Here is a 16,636-nt window from a genome sequence, read left to right on the forward strand (position 1 = left end):
CTCTCAAACTCGTCGCGCGAGTACGAGCAAGTTGGCAGTTGCAATCGCACTTACATTACGAAAAAGCTGAACTGATCTTTTTAGCAAGGGTTGCGTTCATGGATAGCGTAGAACGGTGCTTCGCCGCAGTGACGGCAATCGGTTTCTTTCACGACGGGTGAGGTGATCCGTTCGAAGATTCCGATCGCACTGATCGCTGCCTTGCTCCTCGCCGAGATTGCTTGGCTTCGATCGGAATTTGCTCACAGCTCTTCGGCTTGCCCGATGACCAAGCCAATCGATCAGAGCTCCCTGTTCTGTGCGCAACTTACCGAGTGCGGAAAACACGACGGTACTGATAGCTTGTTGCTGGCTGCGCAGATGGTCTTCAACTAGCTTGTGTCGAGTGACATAGCCTGCATTCACTCCAGGGATTGAATGGTTCATCAGGAGCTTGGCGTCGAATTCGGAAACGCCAGCAGCGGTGGCAAGTGTCCGAAATGTTTGACGAAGGTCATTGCCCCATTTTGATAAGATATCTCGGTCCTCCTTGGTTTCCGCCAGGTGTCCGGAGGCGCTCTCAGCTGGGAATAACCTTTCTTGCGCCTGAGTCGGATGCATTTGCCTGCCGAAGCGAAGCACTCGAATGAGGCTCAGGATCATTTCCCGAGACAGCGGGATGTCGAACGCTCGCTTGCTACCTCCCTTGGGCCTAGGGATGTGGAGCGTTCGCCGTCGAAAATTGATGTGTTCCGGCTTAGCCTGCTGCAATGCGGTTGGCCTAGACCCACACAGCAAGGTGAAAAGATGGAATTCGCGCCGGATTGGATTGTCCAGATTTGCCAGCTCTATGAACCATCTTCTCAAATCGCCGGTGCCCATACCCGTGTTCCTGCGCTCCTCCTGATTCCAATCGACAGCATCCGCGGGATTGTCACGCGGCAGCGATCGATTGGTCTTCCGAGCATGATTGTAGATGGCTCGCAGCGTCCGCATGCTCCCATTGGCCATGTAGGGACCGTTCTCCCTAGTAAGCTGATCATGCTTTTTGGCGACGCGAGCCGGATCATTCGCGAGATCGAGCAGAGGGGTGTCAAGCCATTCCGAAAAGAGACGTTCGACGTGATCCCGATAACCACTTATCGTTTTCTCGCTACGGCCTTTTCGGATTAGGTGGGCTTCCAAATAGCGTTGCCAAGCCTGCTTCAGGGTCGCGCCCGTTACCCCACTGTTCCAATCGGTCTCGGCCTGTCCGGCCTTTCCGCCTAGCCTCAGTTTCGGGTGCTGCCCCTTGCTGATCTGAGCAAGGTATTCCTTGGCAATTGCGCGAGCCGCTCGAGTCGTTAATTCGGTGGCATCTCCAATCGACACTCTTATGGAAGAGGCCCGCTTCCCCCGATGTCTGAGGTCGCCTTGAACCGTGAAGGTCCTTTTCCGCTTACCCACGACGACGAAGAAACCTTTCAACTCGGTGTCGCGAGCCAAATACCAGCCATCTTCAGGAGTCGGTAGCTGAGCGATAGCTTTGTCGCTGAGAGCAATGCGAATGTCGGTCATGGGGGCGGATGTGAACTGCTAAAACGGTTTTCAAACGGTTTTGGCGAGCCGAGGTGTTTGAAGGTCTGGGTTCGCTGGACTGCGAAGCTATGCGACAAGTCCCTAGAAATAAAAGACCTTCTTGGCCGTTGTCGCGGCGTGGCGTAGATTCAGAAATCGTAGAGAGGCGCCCGTCTTGAACTCTTAATCAGCGGGTCCCAGGTTCGAGCCCTGGTGCGCCCACCAAGCAAATCAAGCACTTACAGCAGTGCGCACCAGAACGGACCAGTCGGTTTGACGTCCGGTTTGAGAAATCTGTTCGTCGTCTGTACGCCAAGTTGAAGGATGGCGGGATGGCTGCGCGTTACCGCAGCGGCTAGCTCGTTCCCCGGCGGCGTGGAGCGCTCTCTCACGCAGAAGCCTTGGCGACCGAGGACGCCTTCACCTGGAGTCGATCCACATCCCGAACTCACTGTTCCTACCCGTATACTTCACTCAATTTCTTTATCGCTGACTCGGCGAGTTCGAGCCGGCCGCCCAGTTAGTGCGCATCGAGGATCTCCTGCACCGTCTTCATCGAATGGCCAGTTATCGAGGCGATCTCCGGAACCGAGCAATTGGATAGCGCGAGGCGCGTAACAGCAGTGCCGCGCAAATCATGGAAGTGCAGATCCTTCAACGACGTTTTCTTGAAAGCCTTGTCCCAGCTCGTCCTGAAACCGTCCTCCGTCCATGGCCGGCCGAACGAGTTGACCAATATAGTCACGGCCGAGCGCTCTTCCTTCAATGCAGCGTCAAGCGCCGCCTTCAGCGGCGGTCCCACCGGTATAGTCACACGGCGCCGGCCCTTGTTGTCGCGGCCCTTCGATTGGCGCATCCGGATATACGTGCCATCGTAATCTTTCCAGGTCAGGCGCAGCAGGTCTCCTTGGCGCTGACCTGTCCATAATGCGAGCAGGAGAGCGGCTTGTAGCTCAACCGACGCAACGCCACAAAAGGCCCTGATGTCCTCGGCCGACCAAATTAATTCAGACCGGTCGGATTCATAAAGCCGGCCACCGCGCTCGCAGACGTTCACTGAGATCTTGCCACGATCCTTTGCAACGGACAGAACACGCGCAATTGTCGTCCAGATATAATCCGCCTTGCGTGGCGTGTCGGAGAATGAATCCCGAAATTCCTTGAAGTCACCCCGTGTGCGCTTGTCCTCGAGGGCGCCAATCGGCATCGAACCGAACCTGGTTTCGATAAGCTTGAGGTATCCGTCGTAAGCGCGCTTACTCTTGCCACCAAGATCTTTGTACTCACTGCAGTCCTTGAAGTAGTCGATAAGTGAGCTAAACGTCTCGGAGTTCTTCTTCGTGTACGACGCCACTGCTTCATTGTAGAGGCGCATAAATTCCGGTGTGCCGGGTGTCGCGTTGATGCGCGGGCCTCCCTTCCACGCATACCAGTAGGTCTTCAACGTACCGTCACCGAGCTTTTTTATGGACCAGTTGATCCCCTTCAGCCGCACTCGCATTCTGGGATGCCTTCCACGCGTCGTATGGTGCCAGTTGAGCTTCAATTTTAGGCTGCAAACCAGATAACCGGTCAAGGGCTACGTCAATCGCTTTTTTATCCCATTTGCGTGTTCCAGGTATTGCCCTCGGCATGATTCCGCGTCGAACCCATTCGTTGATCGCTGAAAGGGACTCGCAGCCTGCGTAAGCGGCAGCCTGTTCTTTGGACATGCCACGGGGCTCGATCATTCGCTGCTCCCACTGCCGGCAATCAAAGTAGCGGTGCTGAATTCGGCAGGACCGTAGTTGATCAAGGCCGAGAAACCTTGGCGACAAAAGAGCGGGACTGTAGAGCTCGCAGATTCGGCTAGCGTGGAGTGGAAATCGGACCGACCTATGTGCGCCAACGGCGCCGGAATCTACTCCGGGATCTGAAATCCATCTGTCTCTGGTGCGGTGATCTTGTCCGGCGTCAGACGGACCGGTGATCTAACTTTTGGGTAAGTATGACTACGTCATCCTCGACAGCGATCACCCACTATCGATCGGCGAGCTTCATATCCAATGGTTTTCGCTGCTCGAGCGTTAAAATTATAGACGCCGGCCGAAGATCTCGTTTCCAGTGACGGCTATCCTGCACCGCCGAAGAGCCCGTGCTTCTTTCCCCGGGCCACCTCAAACGCGGCGCGTTAGTCGGCACGATGCATCGCATGGATGCAGCCAAGGCGCATTAAACGGGCAGGCGGGTTCGTCTCCGCACGAGGCCTTGCGAAGATTCCCAATGCTGGCGGAAATCCGGATGCAGTTACGCTCCTGTCATATTGAGGACGGAGCAAGGCAACATGATCACAAAGCGAAGAATTCTTTCTGATCGGCCGCCCAATGCGCATCACCGTGCGGGATCTCAAGCGGATGCAGAAGGTAACCGTCGCCTCAGTGTACCAATGCGCGGGAAGCCCGTTGGCTCCGGACAAGCCGACGCAGCGTGTTTGCAACGTGACATGGGGCGGCGTGCGTCTGGACGATGTCCTCCAACGCGTCGAACCGGACCCGGAGGCTGCCTTTGTCTGGTCCATCGGTGCGGACTCGGGTGAGTTCGGCGGCGCGGATTGCGGGCATTACACGAAGGATCTCCCTCGCTCGCGCGTGGGGGCCGACGTCCTCCTCGCCTACGAAATGAACGGCGAGCCTTTGTTACCGGAGCACGGTCATCCGCTGCGGCTGGTCGTACCGGGATTCTATGGGACCAACAGCGTGAAGTGGCTCCGGAGGATCGAGCTTCGCAAAGAGCGCGCTCCTGGTCCCTTTACGACACGTTGGTACAACGATGTCGTCGCAGAAGGCGTGACGCGCCCGGTCTGGAACATCGCCCCGCAATCGGTGATTGTGTGGCCCGCGCCCGGGACTCCAATAGAGCAGGGGGCAGTTGTTCGGGCATGGGGTTGGGCGTCGGCGGATGGCGGCGTGGCCGGCGTGAAGATCAGCCTGGATGAGGGGCTTTCCTGGAAGGCCTGCGCCGTCGAAAAGCCTACCGGCCATTCGTGGACGCAATTCATGTGCAACTTCGAGGCGGCGGCGGGACAACAAAGCATCGTTTCCCGCGCGACCTCCCGTTCCGGCGAGAGTCAGCCGGACGACGAAAAGAGAAATGCTCTCTATCGCGTTCCTTTCACGGTCGTATGAGACCTATAATGCTTCGCGTCGCCGCAGATGCCGGACCGCTCGACGCGGGCCGAAAGAAGTGCGCTCCAGCGATCGGCGCGCCGTGCCCGCAGGCTGTGCATTGGAGATACGCCTGCAGTTTGAGCAAGGTGAATTGCTATGGCTGCCCCGTCAAAGCCTGGTTGACTACGTAAGATTTCAGCGCGCCGCGTTGATACGGCACGTCCGCTCCGCGCACCAGGCTCTATGCGCTGCGCTTACCAAGCCATGCTGTCTCGGCACGTCGCGCACCGATCCCTCGTGCAAGATTTAAAGAGCTCCTCGCCCGGGGGCACTCGGAAAAGGGGCTCGCCTACGGCAACCGCTATCACGGCCCCGTTCCCGGGTGTTCTTTAACCGGTCTCGCCGCTGCACTCGTGCCACGTGCCGGCTGCGCCGTCGTTATGCTCAGGTGGCTCGGGTGCCATTTCAGGTGATCGATGCGGCGTCCACTGTTCTCGCCGAGAACGCCGCAACGAAATCGCAACGAATTGGATGAAACGAGCGTGAACAAAACGGGACGAAAGTGTATGTCACACCGAGAAAAATCAACAACTTAGAAGACGTTCGTTGCGTTCGGGACGCAGGGCAGCCCACGCTCAGATCGGGACTTGAACTGAATGTCGGTATCGGTAGTTGCGGCTCCAGGATTTGAACCTGGCTGCGCTCCATTTCAGCCGGCAAGGAATTGCGTACGAACGACGGCTATTGACGAACTATCGCGGGCTCAATTCGCCAGTTAGACTGCCCTTCGATAGGAAAACAAGGCCTCCGAAATAGTGGGTCTAGCGATGTAGCGGACCAGCGACTCGAACCCCCGACATTGAGCTACCTGCGCAGGATGATCTCTTTGTTTCCTGAAGTGACAGTATTCGAAAACCTCAGATTGGTGGCCCCAAACCTCGAACCAGCTGGGTTGATGTCCTTGCCGGTCTCTTGTGACCTGCCACTGAGTAATTCCTCCAGAAGGAGTTAGAGTCCGACCTGACGAAGGACGGACAAATGAAGCGAGCAAGGTTTACGGAAGAGCAGATTATCGCGGTGCTGAAGGAGCATGAGGCCGGGGCGAAGACGGCCGATTTGGCTCGCAAGCATGGGATATCCGAAGCGACGATCTACAATTGGAAGGCCAAATTCGGCGGCATGGACGTTTCCGAGGCGAAGCGGCTGAGGGCCCTGGAGGAGGAGAACGCGAAGCTGAAGAAGCTTCTGGCCGAGCAGATGCTTGATACGGCCGCCCTTCGCGAGCTCCTTTCAAAAAAATGGTAGGGCCCGCCGCCAAGCGCGCTGCGGTCGCGCATCTGCAGGCCGTCATGAGCCTGTCGGAACGGCGGGCCTGTTCGATCGTGGGCGCGGATCGGAAGATGATCCGCTATCGCTCCAGCCGTCCTCCGGAAGCGGCTCTCCGTGGCAGGCTGCGCGACCTCGCCAACCAGCGGCGACGTTTTGGCTACCGCCGGCTGTTCGTCCTGCTGCGGCGGGAGGGCGAGCCGTCGGGGATCAATCGGATCTACCGGCTTTATCGCGAGGAAGGGCTCACCGTCCGCAAGCGGCGCGCTCGCCGCAAGGCCGTGGGGACCCGAGCTCCGATCCTGGTGGAGGCGAGGCCCAACGCACGCTGGTCGCTGGACTTTGTTCACGACCAGTTCGCCAATGGTCGACGCTTCCGCATCCTCAACATCGTCGACGACGTCACCAGGGAATGCCTGGGCGCCATTCCGGAGACGTCGATCTCGGGGCGGCGCGTAGCCCGCGAACTGACGACAATCGTCGAGCGACGCGGCAAGCCAGGAATGATCGTGTCCGACCATGGCACCGAGTTCACCTGCAACGCCATGCTCGCCTGGTGCAAGGACGCAGCCATCGATTGGCACTTCATCGCACCGGGAAAGCCGATGCAGAATGGCTTCGTCGAGAGTTTCAACGGCCGGATGCGCGATGAGCTGCTCAATGAGACCCTATTCTTCCATCTCGACGACGCCCGCGCCAAGATCGTTGCCTGGATCGCTGACTACAATCTCCAGCGTCCCCACTCGTCGCTGAAATACCTGACCCCCGCGGCCTATGCCGCCCACCTCACCGCAACGGACGATCGGCCGCGCAACCCCGACCAGCTCCGCCGATCGTCCGTTGCTCCACCCGCGCCGTTTGGCGTACAAAACCCCGAGACTCTAACTCCCGCTGGATGAAAATTCAGTGGCAGGTCACTTGCAGCAAGAATGCGGGGGCAGGTGCCATAGAGCTGCGGATCATGAGCTGAACATTCATTCGCTAGCCTCTATACTTATCTCATCGTCCGCGGCAGATAGAGCGCAAGATCGGGGATCAGCATCAGGATGCCCAGCAAGAGTACCATCGCGGCGAGGAACGGCAGAATTCCACGATAGATCTGCTCCATCGGCACGTCCCTCACCATGCCCGATATGACAAACACGTTGAGTCCGACAGGTGGTGCGATCATGCCGGCCTGACACACCACAACGATGACGACGCCGAACCAGATCGGATCGTAACCGAGCGCAACGCAAACCGGAAAGAGTATAGGTACGGTCAGCAGAATCATGGCGAGTTCGTCCATGAATGCGCCCATGATCAGATATGCGGCTATGATGAGCAACATGATGGCCGCAGGCGACAATCCTGAATTGGCGAGCGCAGTTGCTAAGGACATAGGCAACTGCGTAACGGCGAGGAAGTAGCCCAGAATCACCGCTCCGATGAGGATGACGGTAATGATGGCCGTAGTCTCGACCGTTGACATCAATGCCCGTAGCAACACCTGCCAGGTCAGACGCCGCCGCGCCAACGCGAGGATCAAGGTGCCAAATGCGCCGATGCCGGCGGCCTCGGTCGCGGTAAAGACGCCGCCATACATGCCCCCGATCACCAACGTGAACAGCATCGCAACGGCCCAAACATCTCGAAAAGCCCGAGCACGTTCGGCGAAGCTTGCCTTCACTTCAGTTCGGGGAGCAAGGGTCGGATCCCTCAACGTCGTGACAGCAATCGTGAGAACAAACAGGATCGTCAATAGAATCCCGGGAAGTACGCCGGCCAAGAACAATTTTCCGATCGAAGTTTCGGTGATGAAGCCGTAGATCAGAAAAATGATGCTCGGCGGAATCAGAATTCCGAGCGTGCCACCAGCGGCGATCGAACCGGTGGCGAGCCGTGGATCATAGCCGAATTTACGCATCTCGGGCAGCGCCACTGTTGTCATTGTCGCGGCTGTCGCAAGGCTGGAGCCACTGATGGCTGCAAATCCGGCGCACGCCATCACAGTCGCCATCGCGAGTCCTCCGCGCCGATGACGCAGCCAGGTTTGCGAGGCGGCATAAAGCTCACGGCCTACTCCTGTCTCATTGGCCAAGTGGCCCATCAGGACGAATAGCGGCACGACACTCAGCACGTAGTTGGCGACTGCGCTGTAGGGCGCGAGCCCGATCAGGTTGAGTGCTGAATCCCAGCTGTTGACGACGGCGAAGCCGATGAATCCGACGATGCCCATGGCGACGCCAATCGGCACGCCAAGAAACATCAGCAACAGCATTGCAAAGAAGCCGATGACGCCGATTGTCGTATTGTCCATTTAGCGGCTCACGGTGTTGATCGCCCGCGCGATGCGCAGCACGAGCACGATCGCGACGAGGGCGGACCCCACGGCGAGGAAGCCGTAGAAGGGAAACGTCGAGACGCCGAGGTTGAGTGAGACTTCACCGCTCTCGCGCACCTCTTGAGCGTGATCGATGGCCCGCCAGGAAATTACACTCCAGAAAACCATTCCAAACAGAGCACCGACGCCGTCGAGCGCTGTACGAACCCGTTCGGGAAGCATCTGGGTAAAGAAGTCTACTTTGATGTTGCTGTTGCGAAGTTCCGCGCAGGCCAGTCCGCCAAAGCTCAGGAAGATGAGAAGAAACTCGGTGATTTCGACGCCCGCGAATAGCGGTTTACTGAAGAAGTAGCGACCGGTCACGTCGGAAACCGTTACTCCGACGAGACCGGCCAAGGCTATGATTGCGACAAAATTCAAGACCCTTGCGGCCGGTTCCAGGATGGGCATTCGCTGATGCCTAGGGATCGTACTGCTTGATAAGGGCGCGGAGATCGCCAAGCGCCTGCTTTGCGGGCAGACCCTTTGATTCGGTCGCCTTCAGCCATTCCTCGACGATCGGCGCGGCTTTTTCGCGCCATGGCTGCAGTTGGTCGTCGGTGAACTTGTAGAAATGGCCGCCGGCCTTGTTGGCTGCATCGACGCCCGATAGCTCGCCCTTGTCCCATGCGGCTCCGGCGAACTCCGCGCCCCATGCACCGCCAAGTTCGTCCAGCACCTTCTTGAGGTCGGGTGGAAGCGAGTTGTACTTGGCAAGATTCATTACGAGGAACTGCGATGTCGTGAACATGCGCAGCTCGATATGATGTTTTGTCACCTCAGCAAGCTTAAAACCGTGAAGGGCTTCGTGCGGAAGGATCGTACCGTCAACGATGCCCCGCTCCAATGCATTGTAGCCTTCGGGCACAGACAACGCGACTGGTACACCGCCGAGCGCCTTCACCAGATCGGAAACCGGCCCGCCGCCGACCCGAATACGCAGGCCGGCGAACTCTTCAGGCTTCAGCACCGGCTTGTTCGCCATCTGAAGATGGAAGGGTGGAGGAGCTTGCAGCCACAGCACCTTCACGCGCGCATGCTCTTTTTCCAGGTGCTTGACGTAGTATTCCCACAACGCGCGGCTAGCGCCTTTTGCCGTTTTAGTCTGGAACGGAAGATCGAAGGCTGCGGTCAGCGGGAAGCGCCCGGCGGTGTAGTTATGCGTTCCCCATGCGATGTCGACGATGCCGTTCTGCGCCATGTCCCAATGGTCGGCCGGCTTACCGAGAATGCTGCCAGGAAAGATCGTGATCTTCAGTTTGCCGTTACTGTTCTTCTCGACCATCGCCGCCCACGGCACCAGAACGTGTTGATGGTTGACGTGCGCAAGCGGCAGCCAGTGAGACAACTTCAATTCGATGGGCTTGTCCTGAGCGACGGCGAGCGTACCGGACAACGCGAAAGCCAAAAGGGCGTAGCCGCCCTGTTTGATCAAACCTAGCATCCCGATCCCCTCCCTCGGAGTTCTGTATCTCGGCTTCTGCCGACTCTTGGTTGCCTGTATCAGCAATTTTCGATGGCCGATGCGAGCGACGCGTAATTTGTGATAACAAATCACAAGCAAGTGCACTTGAAAAGGCTTATCTGCAAAATTGTTCCCAAGCGCAGCGAGGTAGACGCAATCAGAGAATGCAATTGCACCGGCACCCGCGCGGACCAATCAAGGTGCGTACGGCTCGCATCCCGAGCATCAGTGCGGTTCAAGAATACTGCCAATCGTGTCTATTGGCTTGCTGGGGTAACGTGCTGCATGCCGATAATATGCGGTGCCGCGGCACTCTCACCGAACCCGGGATGAACGATAACGCGAAAACGATCCGCCAGCCCCTCGGCCCACCGATAGCCCTCGATGGTCGCTGCGCCATGGATAGCAAGCAGCGACGGCCCGCTGCCAATCGCTTTCACTATCGTATCGACGCCATCGACCTTGGGCCTTAGCGTCTCGGATTCCATTCAGCTTTCCACTTGGCGGCTGCGGTTAGGCGGAGCTGCGGTTACCATGTGTTGTGTAACGCATTCAAACGGCTTGCATCAGGCGCCTCGGCCACGGAAAAAGCGTTACTCTTCAAGGATACGGCGATACGCGTCTATCGCCGGGGCGAAGTGGAGCACGAATCATCGGTGAGCGGCTAGGATGTATCCGGGGAAGGCGCCAGATTTGCCAAGCGAACGTCTCTTGATAAGGTGATGGAATTGTCGGGGACGAGGCCGCTCAGCGAATGGTTAAAGGGATAGACAAGGTCGGGCTCGAGAGCTCGATTCGCGCTGTCGAACGAGAGACTCTCAACGATCGCGTATACCGCGAACTCCGGACTATGATCATGTCTGGAGGCTTCGCGCCCGGCTCGGAAATGAAGCTGCGAGCTCTGGCGCAAAGCCTACATGTTAGCCTGATGCCGGTTCGAGACGCCATTGGGCGCCTAGTCGTCGAACGCGCGCTGAAAATGCTCCCCAACCATCGCGTCATCGTACCTGAAACGACGATCGATGAGTTCTTGGAAATTCGCAGAGTTCGGATTCTTCTGGAAGGCGAGGCCGCCGCCCTGGCATGTCAGTACGTTAGCCCTGACGTCATTGCTTCCCTCAAGCGTATCCATGAGAAGATTAAATCCTTGAGTGGAAATAAGCAGCGTCAATTTTGGGCGCTGAACCAGGAGTTCCATTTTACAGTGTATGAAGCGGCCAAGAGCCCGTTGTTACTTTCCATGATCGAGTCGCTGTGGCTCCAGATCGGGCCTGTTTTCAACCATATTCCGATCAACTTGACCTCGGAGGGCGCCCGCGGCCATCATCGAATTATAGCTGCGCTAAGCGCAGGCGATGCCAAGGCAGCTAGGGCTGCGATAACAGAAGATCTTATGAAAGGTGGCGATCGCATCATCGCGGCCTTGATCCAGGACAAGCAGCTGGCCCACTAGCCGCCTAGCCTTCACCAATCTGTCCAAATTCAAACACGAAGCTGGGAGTGCTGCGTTGCCGTAGTTGCACGTGCGTGCTGGGGCGCGCTTAAGGCTCTTGACTCTCATTTGTGATTTGTTATCACAAATCACAAATGACGAGCTCCCGAGGAGGATAGCTCGCTTGGGAGGAGATTGCGATGAGGTGGCTAGGTGCGGTTTTCGCGGGTGCGTTGATGTGGGCCAGCTCGGCGCGCGCTGACGACGCGCCCATCAAGATCGGCGTCATGAACGACATGTCTTCGGTTTATGCCGTGGCCGGCGGTCGAGAGACTGTTGAAGCCGTCCGCATGGCAATCGACGACGCTGGGCCCGTGCTCGGCAAGAAGGCCGAGCTCATCTTTGCCGACCACCAGAACAAGCCGGACGTCGGCTCGGCCATCGCGCGCCGGTGGTATGACGTTGAGGGGGTCGATGCGGTCGTCGACGTTCCGAACTCGGCGGTTGCTTTCGCGGTCCAAAGTCTTGCCAAGGAAAAGAAGAAGATTTCGCTATTTGTTGGCGCCCTGAGTTCCGATGTGACTGGTCGCAAATGCGATAATTACACGACGCAATGGGCCGTTGATACGTATTCGCTGGCGCACGTCATGGGAGCCGCTGTTCTCAAGCGGGGCGGCAACCGCTGGTTCTTCCTCGGCGCCGATTATGTATTCGGACGTGCCCTTGTGCGCGATACCAGTGCCGTTATTGAGGCTAACGGGGGCAAGGTCCTCGGCGCCGTCTACGCGCCGCTGAACACTTCCGACTTCTCCTCCTTCCTCTTGCAGGCGCAGCCGACCAATCCGAACGTGATCGGCCTTGCAAATTCTTCGGACGATACGGTCAACTCCATCAAACAGGCCGTCGAATTCGGTCTCACCTCAAACGGTGCGACTTTCGCGGCTTACGTGCTCTTTCTCGAGCATGTCCAAAGCATCACGCTCAAGACCGCTCACGGCTTGCTTCTGGCCAATCCCTTCTATTGGGACCTGAATGACGAGACACGTGCCTGGTCGAAGCGCTTCGAAGAAAAGATAGGTCATCCGCCGGATTGGGATCCTGCGATGTCGTACAGCGCGGTGTTCCATTATCTCAAAGCCGTCAAAGCCGCCGGATCGCGCGACGCGGACGCCGTCGCCGCAAAGATGCGCGAGCTACCGGTCAATGACTTCACCACCAAAGACGGGAAGGTGCGTATCGATGGCCGTGTTTTGCGCAATCTCTATCTTCTCCAAGTCAAGAAGCCCGAGGAGTCCAAAGGAAAGTGGGACCTCTACAACGTGGTGGGCACAGTACCTGGCGATGAAGCGTTCCGTCCGCTCCAAGATGGCGGATGCCCGTTGGTGAAGGCCGGCTCGGCCAAACCGTAGTCAACGTAGCAAATCGTCGCGCGAAGCGGGGCTGCGGTCGTCCACGATAAAAACTGGATCAAGTCAATGGTGATGAAGAGTGGCGGCCAAGCCGTCGTTGACGTTCTGAAGGCGGAAGGCGTGAAGTTCATCTTTGGTATGCCCGGCGGCCATACAATCGGAATTTACGACGCTCTCTACGGACAACAGCAGATCTCCCACATTCTCGTGCGGCACGAGCAGCATGCTGCAAGCATGGCTGCCGGCTATGCGCAGCTTACCGGTGAGCCTGGCGTGTGCTGCGTGACGGCCGGGCCTGGCGCCACCAATCTGATCACGAGCGTAGCGGAAGCATATGTCGGTGCGTTGCCGATGGTCATCCTCGCGGGGCGTGGTGCCACTCGCAACGCACATCGTGGCGCAAGCCAAGAAATCGACCAAGTCAAGATTTTTGCCGCTATCACGAAATGGGGCGTCCGGGTCGATCGACCGGACCTCATTGTCGAATGCCTGCGTCAAGCGTTTACCATTGCCCGCTCGGGTAAGCCGGGTCCTGTGCTTATCGATATCCCCGCGGATATTCTTAGAATGCAGTTTGACGTCGGCGACTATCTCCCAGTCGGCAAACCCGCTGTGGTCCGCGGTGATAGCGATCGTATCAAGACCGCGGCGGCGGCTCTTCTCGCGGCTAGAAAGCCGCTAATCGTCGCCGGTGGCGGCGCCGTAGCCGCAAACGCGACGTCTGAAGTGCGTCAGCTCGCGGAGATGCTGGGTAGCCCCGTCGTCACGACGCTCGCAGGGCGGGGCATTTTGCCTGACGATCATGAACTCACGGCTGGCGGCATCGGTCATCATCGACAGGACGTCACAAAGTATCTTCTGCCAAATGCTGACGTTGTCATCGGCATCGGCGCTCGCTTTGAGGAGCAGGAAAACAACTGGAAGCCAGAATATATTCCGGCGCCGGCGGCCACCTATATCCAGATCGATATCGATCCAAACGAACTCGGCCGATCGGTCATTGCGACCATAGGCATCACGGGAGATGCGCGCCTGGTTCTCCAGGATCTTCTCACGGAGTTAAAAGCAAAGGGTACTGGTCAGCGCGCGGCCTCCAAGGAGTGGCTCGCCGAGTTGTCGAATCGGCGTGCTGCGCTCGAAACAGAGCGCGAAAGCATGGCGAGCTCTAATGCCACGCCAATCCATCCGATTCGGATCTTCGATCGCATCCAGCACGTGTTCCCACGCAATGCAACCGTCGCCATCGACGTCGGCGTGCTCGCGCAGGGGATGGGTGGCGCATTTCCTAATTTTAAGATCTTTGAGCCACGCGCCACGATCGTGCCCTCGAGCTTCTATGGAATGGGCTTCGCGGCATCGGCTTTTCCCGTCGCACGCCTTGTCTACCCTGACCGGCCTGCCGTCTGCTTCGTGGGCGATGGATCCTTCCAGATGGTGATGAATATCCTTCCCGTTGCCGCCGAACTCAAGCTCGGTGTCACGTGGTGCATATTCAACGATCACGCCTTGGGCTCGATCCGCGACATCCAAGTGCAGGCTTTCAATGAGCGGTTCATTGGGACCGAATTCGTCCTTGATCTCGATTACGCGGGCCTTGCAATCGCCTCCGGCTGCTACGGGGAGCGTGTCACCGATCCCCACCAGGTCGAGGCCGCCCTACGACGGGCGTTCGTGGCCAATGAAAGCGGTAAGCCGGCAGTTCTCGACTTTGTGGTCGCCAAAGAGCGCTTGGCGGGTAGTCGGGAGTTTTTTGCTCGATGAAGCCACTCTCATTCGGTCAGCCGGTCGGGGGATTAGTGCAGGCAGCCTATACGGTCGAAAACATCGATCAGGCGATGATGCATTATGTGAAGACGCTGAATATCGGGCCTTGGTTTGTGAGCGGTCCTTTCGTGCCTGCGAAGGGAATGTATCGAGGCCAGCCGACCGACATGAGCCTGACTCTCGCCGTCGCCTTTACCGGCCACATGATGATCGAGCTTATTGAGCAGCACGACACCAAGCCGTCGGTCTATCAAGAGACGATCAAGGTCGAAGGTCACGGTTTCCATCACTGGGCCGTCTGTTCCAAGGACTTCGATGCGGACGTCGCCCGCTACGAGGCTGCCGGCTATCCAGTCGTGTTCTCCGATCTCTCGCCGCGCGGTGTGCGGATCGTCTATGTCGATACCCGCCGCGACTTGCCGGGCATGCTTGAGGTGATCGAGACGACGGAGACGCTTGAAGGCATCTATCACAGCTACTTCGCAGCGGCGCAGAGCTGGGACGGCAAGGATCCCATCCGGCGCTGGTCACTCAAACAAGGGGCCTCGACGTGAGAACCCAGGATCTGTTCGACGTCACCGGCCTTTCTGTCGTCATTACCGGCGGTGCCAAAGGCCTGGGTCGGGCCTTCGCCGAGGCAATGCTCGACAATGATGCACGCGTCGTCTTGCTGGACAAAGACGAGGCGAGCCTTGATCAGGCCGTGTCCGAGCTCAAGGCGCGCGGCGATGTGGCAAGCGTTGCCGTCGATGTTACGGATCGCGATGCAGTCAGGGCCGCTGTCAACAAAGCGGTCGAACGAAACGGCCGTCTCGATGTCGTGTTCGCCAATGCGGGCATCGACGCCGGACCGGGGTTTCTGTCGATGGCCGGCGAACGGGATCCGGAGGGTGCGATCGAGGCCGTCCCGGACAGGCTGTGGGACAAGGTCATCGATACGAATTTGACCTCGATCTTTTCGACCATTCGAGCCGCTGTTCCGCATATGAAGCGACAGAACGGCGGACGCATCATCCTGACCTCGTCGATTGCGAGCATCAGGCCAGGCGCTATCGTCGGTATGCCCTACCAGATATCGAAGGCGGGTGTGTCGCACCTCGCCAAGCAGGCCGCACTTGAGCTCGCCCGCTACAACATTCTGGTCAACGCAATCTTGCCGGGTCCGTTTCTGACCCAGCTCACGACGCCCGACCTCAAGAAGCGCTTCGAAGCTGGCAGTCCTCTTCACCGCGTCGGTCGACCCGAGGAGATACAGGGGCTGGCGCTTTTCCTGGCTTCACCAGCGTCTAGCTACATCACCGGGACCCATATCGTCATCGATGGCGGTGCCTTGCTTGGTCGCGCTGACTGAACTGATCGAACGTTAGGCCACGAGAGACACGATGAAAGCCGCTGAACTGTTTGACCTGTCCGGACATATCGCCGTCGTTACAGGCGCTGCGTCTGGCCTTGGACTCGCGATTGCGCAAGTGATCGCAGCCAATGGAGGGCGGGTCGCAATGCTTGACATCGACGAGGGCAAATTGATGCAGGCGGCGGCTGCCATCGACGAAGCCGGTGGAGCCGTTGACACTTTCTGCGTCGACATAGCCGAGGCGGGCAGCGTCGAAGCTGTCGTGGATGCTTACGTCGAAAGATATGGCCGGCTCGATTGTGTGTTTGCGAACGCAGGCGTGAGCGGTGGCCCCGGATACGGCAAGCCCGAAGGCGAGCTCAAGTCGGCGTCCATGGAGCTTTGGGACGCCTGCCTTCGGGTCAATCTTGATGGCGCTTTTCGGACAATTCGCGTGGCGGCAAAGCATATGAAGCCACGGCGGCACGGATCGATCGTCGTGACGTGTTCCGTCGCGGCGCTGCGGGCGTCGGCGCTACCGAGTTACGGCTACCACGCGGCAAAGGCCGGCATTGCACAGGTGGTGCGCGTCGCGGCTCTCGAGCTCGGTCCTCACAATGTGCGTGTCAATGCCATCGCGCCAGGTCCTTTTCGGACGAATATCGCCAATGGCCGGATGCATACGCCCGAAGGTGCCGCGGCGTTCGCAGATACCGTACCCTTAGGGCGGCTTGCCGAACTGGATGAGATCAAGGGGCTCGCGCTGCTGTTGGCATCGCCGGCTTCCACATACATGACCGGTGCGATCATTCCGATCGACGGCGGAACGCAGGCCTGAGGGCCGCATACTTGGAAAATCAGGA

At 58.3% G+C, this 16,636-nt stretch carries 15 protein-coding genes; 8 read left to right on the plus strand and 7 right to left on the minus strand.

Annotation, left to right across the window (positions count from 1 at the left end):
• Positions 1–96: 96 nt before the first annotated feature.
• The 3 genes from ABIA45_RS38625 to ABIA45_RS38635 all read right to left on the minus strand — a co-directional run bounded on the left by ABIA45_RS38625 (position 97) and on the right by ABIA45_RS38635 (position 3,266).
• Positions 97–1,536 (minus strand): integrase arm-type DNA-binding domain-containing protein, encoded by a 1,440-nt coding sequence (locus tag ABIA45_RS38625; RefSeq protein WP_404655534.1) that lies wholly within the window; start codon positions 1,534–1,536, stop codon positions 97–99.
• A gap of 520 nt (positions 1,537–2,056) precedes the next feature.
• A complete protein-coding gene (locus tag ABIA45_RS38630) occupies positions 2,057–3,037 on the minus strand; it encodes a tyrosine-type recombinase/integrase (protein ID WP_404655535.1) in 981 nt (326 codons plus the stop codon).
• Positions 2,988–3,266, minus strand: coding sequence for a hypothetical protein (locus ABIA45_RS38635; RefSeq protein ID WP_404655536.1), 279 nt, complete (start codon positions 3,264–3,266; stop codon positions 2,988–2,990). The genes ABIA45_RS38630 and ABIA45_RS38635 overlap by 50 nt, the downstream gene beginning before the upstream one ends.
• A 633-nt stretch (positions 3,267–3,899) precedes the next feature.
• On the opposite strand from ABIA45_RS38635, the gene ABIA45_RS38640 reads away from it, so the two are divergent.
• Positions 3,900–4,700: a molybdopterin-dependent oxidoreductase gene (locus ABIA45_RS38640; RefSeq protein ID WP_404655537.1), complete on the plus strand. Its 801-nt coding sequence runs from the start codon at positions 3,900–3,902 to the stop codon at positions 4,698–4,700.
• Between the two features lie 1,020 nt (positions 4,701–5,720).
• Positions 5,721–6,907, plus strand: a protein-coding gene (locus tag ABIA45_RS38645; RefSeq protein WP_404651318.1) for an IS3 family transposase whose coding sequence is annotated in 2 segments (ribosomal slippage) — positions 5,721–5,973 and positions 5,973–6,907 — 1,188 coding nt in all. Because the reading frame shifts where the segments join, the coding sequence is not laid out codon by codon here.
• A gap of 95 nt (positions 6,908–7,002) precedes the next feature.
• On the opposite strand, the gene ABIA45_RS38650 is transcribed toward ABIA45_RS38645, so the two are convergent.
• From ABIA45_RS38650 to ABIA45_RS38665, 4 genes are all read right to left on the minus strand, one after another.
• Positions 7,003–8,307 (minus strand): TRAP transporter large permease, encoded by a 1,305-nt coding sequence (locus ABIA45_RS38650; protein ID WP_271543820.1) that lies wholly within the window; start codon positions 8,305–8,307, stop codon positions 7,003–7,005.
• The gene (locus tag ABIA45_RS38655; protein WP_271543822.1) at positions 8,308–8,781 is read right to left on the minus strand and encodes a TRAP transporter small permease; all 474 of its coding nucleotides are present in this window, start codon (positions 8,779–8,781) and stop codon (positions 8,308–8,310) included.
• 10 nt (positions 8,782–8,791) lie between these two features.
• Entirely contained in the window at positions 8,792–9,814 is a 1,023-nt protein-coding gene (locus ABIA45_RS38660; protein WP_404655538.1) for a TRAP transporter substrate-binding protein, read from the minus strand.
• 278 nt (positions 9,815–10,092) lie between these two features.
• Entirely contained in the window at positions 10,093–10,323 is a 231-nt protein-coding gene (locus ABIA45_RS38665) for an alpha/beta fold hydrolase (protein ID WP_404655539.1), read from the minus strand.
• Positions 10,324–10,589: 266 nt separating this feature from the next.
• On the opposite strand from ABIA45_RS38665, the gene ABIA45_RS38670 reads away from it, so the two are divergent.
• The 6 genes from ABIA45_RS38670 to ABIA45_RS38695 all read left to right on the plus strand — a co-directional run bounded on the left by ABIA45_RS38670 (position 10,590) and on the right by ABIA45_RS38695 (position 16,611).
• The gene (locus tag ABIA45_RS38670) at positions 10,590–11,288 is read left to right on the plus strand and encodes a GntR family transcriptional regulator (RefSeq protein WP_271543828.1); all 699 of its coding nucleotides are present in this window, start codon (positions 10,590–10,592) and stop codon (positions 11,286–11,288) included.
• Positions 11,289–11,467: 179 nt separating this feature from the next.
• A complete protein-coding gene (locus ABIA45_RS38675; protein WP_271543830.1) occupies positions 11,468–12,676 on the plus strand; it encodes an ABC transporter substrate-binding protein in 1,209 nt (402 codons plus the stop codon).
• Positions 12,677–12,742: 66 nt separating this feature from the next.
• Complete coding sequence (locus ABIA45_RS38680) at positions 12,743–14,437, plus strand: thiamine pyrophosphate-binding protein (RefSeq protein WP_404655540.1); 1,695 nt, start codon at positions 12,743–12,745, stop codon at positions 14,435–14,437.
• Between the two features lie 35 nt (positions 14,438–14,472).
• Positions 14,473–14,994, plus strand: a complete 522-nt coding sequence (locus tag ABIA45_RS38685; protein ID WP_271543834.1) for a VOC family protein — start codon at positions 14,473–14,475, stop codon at positions 14,992–14,994.
• Positions 14,991–15,791 carry an SDR family NAD(P)-dependent oxidoreductase gene (locus ABIA45_RS38690; protein WP_271543836.1) on the plus strand — a complete coding sequence of 267 codons (801 nt, stop codon included), beginning with the start codon at positions 14,991–14,993 and terminating at the stop codon, positions 15,789–15,791. The genes ABIA45_RS38685 and ABIA45_RS38690 overlap by 4 nt, the downstream gene beginning before the upstream one ends.
• A gap of 31 nt (positions 15,792–15,822) precedes the next feature.
• Positions 15,823–16,611, plus strand: coding sequence for an SDR family NAD(P)-dependent oxidoreductase (locus ABIA45_RS38695; protein ID WP_404655541.1), 789 nt, complete (start codon positions 15,823–15,825; stop codon positions 16,609–16,611).
• The last annotated feature ends 25 nt before the right edge of the window (positions 16,612–16,636 follow it).

Origin of the sequence: Bradyrhizobium sp. USDA 336 (assembly GCF_044908355.1) — a bacterium.
In the GTDB taxonomy this organism is placed as follows: Bacteria; Pseudomonadota; Alphaproteobacteria; order Rhizobiales; family Xanthobacteraceae; genus Bradyrhizobium; species Bradyrhizobium yuanmingense.

Bases quoted from the DNA above. Each gene is read 5' to 3' on its own strand.
- ABIA45_RS38625 (WP_404655534.1), bottom strand. From the start codon at position 1,536: ATGACCGACATTCGCATTGCTCTCAGCGACAAAGCTATCGCTCAGCTA.
- ABIA45_RS38630 (WP_404655535.1), bottom strand. From the start codon at position 3,037: ATGCGAGTGCGGCTGAAGGGGATCAACTGGTCCATAAAAAAGCTCGGT.
- ABIA45_RS38635 (WP_404655536.1), bottom strand. From the start codon at position 3,266: ATGATCGAGCCCCGTGGCATGTCCAAAGAACAGGCTGCCGCTTACGCA.
- ABIA45_RS38640 (WP_404655537.1), top strand. From the start codon at position 3,900: ATGCGCATCACCGTGCGGGATCTCAAGCGGATGCAGAAGGTAACCGTC.
- ABIA45_RS38650 (WP_271543820.1), bottom strand. From the start codon at position 8,307: ATGGACAATACGACAATCGGCGTCATCGGCTTCTTTGCAATGCTGTTG.
- ABIA45_RS38655 (WP_271543822.1), bottom strand. From the start codon at position 8,781: ATGCCCATCCTGGAACCGGCCGCAAGGGTCTTGAATTTTGTCGCAATC.
- ABIA45_RS38660 (WP_404655538.1), bottom strand. From the start codon at position 9,814: ATGCTAGGTTTGATCAAACAGGGCGGCTACGCCCTTTTGGCTTTCGCG.
- ABIA45_RS38665 (WP_404655539.1), bottom strand. From the start codon at position 10,323: ATGGAATCCGAGACGCTAAGGCCCAAGGTCGATGGCGTCGATACGATA.
- ABIA45_RS38670 (WP_271543828.1), top strand. From the start codon at position 10,590: ATGGTTAAAGGGATAGACAAGGTCGGGCTCGAGAGCTCGATTCGCGCT.
- ABIA45_RS38675 (WP_271543830.1), top strand. From the start codon at position 11,468: ATGAGGTGGCTAGGTGCGGTTTTCGCGGGTGCGTTGATGTGGGCCAGC.
- ABIA45_RS38680 (WP_404655540.1), top strand. From the start codon at position 12,743: ATGGTGATGAAGAGTGGCGGCCAAGCCGTCGTTGACGTTCTGAAGGCG.
- ABIA45_RS38695 (WP_404655541.1), top strand. From the start codon at position 15,823: ATGAAAGCCGCTGAACTGTTTGACCTGTCCGGACATATCGCCGTCGTT.